Genomic DNA, 3,476 nt, shown 5'->3' on the forward strand with positions numbered 1-3,476 from the left:
GTGAGGGAGGGTCGGCCGCCGTGGGCTGGTCGGGGAACAGCCGGTAGCAGCAAGGGCGTTGTACTGCTCCGCATGCCGACCGCCCCTGGAGAAGGAGACCTGAATGGCCCTCACCCGTGAAGAGCGTGAACAGTTCCTGGCCGAGCCGCACATCGCGGCGCTCGCGGTCGACGCGGGTGCGGGCCGCGCACCCCTTACGGTGCCGATCTGGTACCAGTACGAGCCCGGAGGCGAGATCTGGATCCTGACGGGCCCGAACTCCCGCAAGTACCAGCTGATCAGCGCGGCGGGCCGGTTCTCGCTGATGGTGGACCGGCTGGAGCCCACCGTCCGGTACGTGTCGGTGGAGGGCCCGGTCGTCGACTCGTCGCCCGCCACCCTCGATCAACTCCGCGAGCTCTCGGCGCGCTACCTGCCCGCCGACAAGGTCGACGGCTATGTGGACTTCTCCTGGAAGAACCACGACGGGCATCAGGTGCTGCGGATGCGCCCGGAGCGGTGGCTGTCGTCGGACCTGGGGCAGGCATGACCCGCACATGCCCCAGGGGGCACGCGAACCGGTGACAATCGAGGCATGGCAACCGATCTTCACGAGCTGCTGAGGTCACTCCGGGTCTGGGACCCGGAGGTCACCGACCTGCCCGCCTTCGAGCCGGCCACCGCCCCGGCCGCGCCCCTGCCCCTGTTCACCGAGTGGTTCGCGGCGGCGGTGGCGGCCGGCCAGACGGAACCGCACACCATGTCGCTGGCGACCTCCGACGAGTCGGGCCTGCCCGACGTACGGATCGTGATGCTGCACGGCGCGGACGCCGGCGGCTGGTCCTTCGCGTCCCACGCCGGGAGCCGCAAGGGCCGGCACCTCGCCGGACGCCCGTACGCCGCGCTCGGCTTCTACTGGCCGGTGCTGGGCCGCCAGGTCCGGGTACGCGGCCCGGTGACGGCGGCCCCCTCCGAGGACGCCCAGGGCGACCTGCACGCCCGCTCGACCGGCGCGCTGGCGGCGGCGCTGACCGGGCGGCAGAGCGAGGTCCTCCCCTCCCTGGACGACCTGGCCCGGGCGTCGCAGTCGGCGTGGGAACGGGCGTCACGGGAACCGCAGGCACCGGTGCCGTCCTGGACGCTGTACCGGCTGCGGGCCGAGGAGGTCGAGTTCTTCCAGGGAGACGAGCGACGGCGACACGTCCGGCTCCGCTACCGGCTGAAGGGGGAGCAGGACGGCGAGGCGTGGTCGCGGGAGCTGCTGTGGCCGTGAGGGCGGCCGTCAACCGGCGGTACTGCCGCGGGCGGCGCTCTCTACGTGAAGTCGTACACCTCGAAGTCCGCCACAGGCCGGTACCCGATGCGCTGGTAGAGGCCGTTGCTGGTCGGGTTGGCCAGGTCCGTGAAGAGGAGGACCTCGTCCGCGCCGGCGGCCAGGGCGGCGCGGCTGACCTCGGCCGTCGCCGCGCCCGCGTAGCCACGCCCGCGGAGGTGGGGCGGGGTGTAGACCGTGGTGACGCGGACCTGACCGGCGACCCGGGGGCTGGTGCCGGCCATGGCGACGGGAGTGCCGTCGGGGGCCTCCCAGAAGGTGATGCCGCCGCTGTCGATACGGGCGTCCGCCCACTCCGCGGAGCCCCGGACGGTGCCCAGGCCGACGGATTCACCGAACTCGTCGTGCCAGCGCCGGAGTCGCTCGCGGTCGGACTCGACGGCGACCCGGGGGCGGCCGGGCGGCACGGGGCCGGGCGCGGTCAGGTTGCCGAGCCGGTAGAGCCGCTGGTGCTGGCGGAGGGCCGCTGCCGCGCCCGTGTGCCGCTGCCAGGCCTCCGTGAAGGCGCCCGCGGTGCCGCACTCCGCGTTCACCCCGGGCAGGCGCCGGCCGAGGGCGGCCAGTCGCGCGGCGAGGGCGTCGGCGTCCTCGGGAGTGAGGGCCGTGATGTTCAGCCAGTGGGGTGGGGTGCGGAAGAAGGCCGCCCGGACCTCTCCGGCCCGTTCCAGTACGCCGAACTCCAGTGCCCCGTCCCCGTAAACGCTCCGGCCCCGCGTCCGCAGGGTCTCCGTGACCGTCAACGGCACGGTGTGCAGCGCCGGCCGGGAGCGGAGGAAGGCGCCCGCGCGGGTCAGGAAGTCGCCGAGGTCATCGGTGAGGTGCCAACTGCCCGTGTTCGTGGCCGCATTGCTGTCGGTGTCGGTGTCCATGGTTCATGGTGCGGTCCGGGACCGCTCGGGCTCTCCTGATTTTCGGCGAGTCCATTCGCCTCACGCTCAGGTGCCCTCGGCGAGCGTGTGCGCCACCAGAGCGTTGGCGTGCCCGTGCCCCAGGCCGTGTTCGGTCTTGAGCCAGTTGACGAGCTCCATGTGCCGGGTGAGCGGCGAGGTGCGGATGAGCTCCTGCCACTCGGCGATGGGCCGGCCGTACTTCTTCTCGATGGAGGGGAAGTAACTGGCGGGGCCCTTCACAGGTGCGGTCATGTCGGCCGGCCCTTCTCTGCTCTGCGGTGGTGCTGCGGTCAACAGGTACGACCCGCGGTGCGGTACGGACTGATCGCCCATCGGCAGTCATGCGCGTCACATGGCCGAGCCCTGTCCGCCCGGCGCTCCTCACGGGTCCGCCGGCTCCGGATCCGTGGCCAGGCGTGCGTGCAGGTGGGCGTCCCGGAACGCGTCGTGCCGCTCCTCCTGGAAGATCGCACCGCGCAGGGTCCCCTCGTACGGGAAACCGCATCTCTCGGCGATCCGGCACGACACGTCGTGACCGACCGCGTGGTCCAGCTCCAGCCGGTGCATGCCGAGTTCCGTCAGGGCCCAGCGGGCGGCGAGCAGGAGCGCCCGGGTGGCGACGCCCTGACCGCGGGCCTCGGGGAGGACCCAGTAGCCGACCCGGGCGACCTTCAGGTGGTACTTGACCTCGTTGACGCCGATGTGCCCCAGCGGGGCGTCGCTGCGCGCGTCCGCGACCCGGAACGACAAGGACGTGCCCTCCATGGCGGCCTGCGTCCGCGCGAGCAGTGACTCCCGCGCACTCGCCCGGTCCGTGACCGGCCGCAGCGGGGTGTTCCAGCGCCGGAACTCGGGATCTTGCAGCCCGCGCAACCACGTGTCGACGTCGGCACCCGACCCCGCGTCCCAGGGGCGCAGGAGGAGGCCGTGGCCGCGGAGCTCCGGGTGGGGACCGATCAGGGAGTGGTCGCGTATGGGGGCCATGGGTCCTATTCAATCGCCTGGGACGCGATCCGGGATGCCGTGACGGGAAGAACGCGATGGGCCATGGGGGCCCGGGCGCCAGGGACGCCGGGCACCTCGGACACCGGCCTCCCAGTCCTTCGCTGCCGGCCGCCCAGACCCCGGCGCCGGCCTCCCAGCCCCTCGGAGACCAGCCCACCAGCCCCTCGGAGACCGGCTCGGCACCAGCCGCTCAACCCCTCGGCTACGACCGCCCAACCCTCGGTACCAGCCGCTCAACCTGTCGGCAACGACCGCCCAGCCCCCGGCAC

5 protein-coding genes are annotated in these 3,476 nt (G+C 72.8%); 2 read left to right on the top strand and 3 right to left on the bottom strand.

Features of this window, described 5'->3' with window-relative positions; translation table 11 throughout:
- Positions 1-103: 103 nt before the first annotated feature.
- Together C1J00_RS40440 and C1J00_RS40445 are read left to right on the top strand one after the other, a co-directional pair.
- Positions 104-529: a pyridoxamine 5'-phosphate oxidase family protein gene (locus tag C1J00_RS40440; RefSeq protein ID WP_102913832.1), complete on the top strand. Its 426-nt coding sequence runs from the start codon at positions 104-106 to the stop codon at positions 527-529.
- A gap of 45 nt (positions 530-574) precedes the next feature.
- Positions 575-1,252 carry a pyridoxine/pyridoxamine 5'-phosphate oxidase gene (locus tag C1J00_RS40445; RefSeq protein ID WP_102913833.1) on the top strand — a complete coding sequence of 226 codons (678 nt, stop codon included), beginning with the start codon at positions 575-577 and terminating at the stop codon, positions 1,250-1,252.
- A 41-nt stretch (positions 1,253-1,293) separates the two neighbouring features.
- Here the strand turns inward: C1J00_RS40445 and C1J00_RS40450 are convergent, their stop codons facing one another.
- The 3 genes from C1J00_RS40450 to C1J00_RS40460 all read right to left on the bottom strand — a co-directional run bounded on the left by C1J00_RS40450 (position 1,294) and on the right by C1J00_RS40460 (position 3,186).
- Positions 1,294-2,181 carry a GNAT family N-acetyltransferase gene (locus C1J00_RS40450; protein WP_102913834.1) on the bottom strand — a complete coding sequence of 296 codons (888 nt, stop codon included), beginning with the start codon at positions 2,179-2,181 and terminating at the stop codon, positions 1,294-1,296.
- A gap of 66 nt (positions 2,182-2,247) precedes the next feature.
- A complete protein-coding gene (locus C1J00_RS40455; RefSeq protein WP_102913835.1) occupies positions 2,248-2,454 on the bottom strand; it encodes a DUF4287 domain-containing protein in 207 nt (68 codons plus the stop codon).
- A 129-nt stretch (positions 2,455-2,583) separates the two neighbouring features.
- Positions 2,584-3,186, bottom strand: coding sequence for a GNAT family N-acetyltransferase (locus C1J00_RS40460; RefSeq protein ID WP_102913836.1), 603 nt, complete (start codon positions 3,184-3,186; stop codon positions 2,584-2,586).
- Positions 3,187-3,476: the final 290 nt, after the last annotated feature.

It is taken from the genome of Streptomyces cahuitamycinicus (assembly GCF_002891435.1).
Lineage (GTDB): Bacteria > Actinomycetota > Actinomycetes > Streptomycetales > Streptomycetaceae > Streptomyces > Streptomyces cahuitamycinicus.

What these genes read in the sequence shown, in the direction of transcription:
- C1J00_RS40450 (WP_102913834.1), bottom strand. Translation starts at nt 2,181, where the DNA reads ATGGACACCGACACCGACAGCAATGCGGCCACGAACACGGGCAGTTGG.
- C1J00_RS40440 (WP_102913832.1), top strand. Translation starts at nt 104, where the DNA reads ATGGCCCTCACCCGTGAAGAGCGTGAACAGTTCCTGGCCGAGCCGCAC.
- C1J00_RS40455 (WP_102913835.1), bottom strand. Translation starts at nt 2,454, where the DNA reads ATGACCGCACCTGTGAAGGGCCCCGCCAGTTACTTCCCCTCCATCGAG.
- C1J00_RS40460 (WP_102913836.1), bottom strand. Translation starts at nt 3,186, where the DNA reads ATGGCCCCCATACGCGACCACTCCCTGATCGGTCCCCACCCGGAGCTC.
- C1J00_RS40445 (WP_102913833.1), top strand. Translation starts at nt 575, where the DNA reads ATGGCAACCGATCTTCACGAGCTGCTGAGGTCACTCCGGGTCTGGGAC.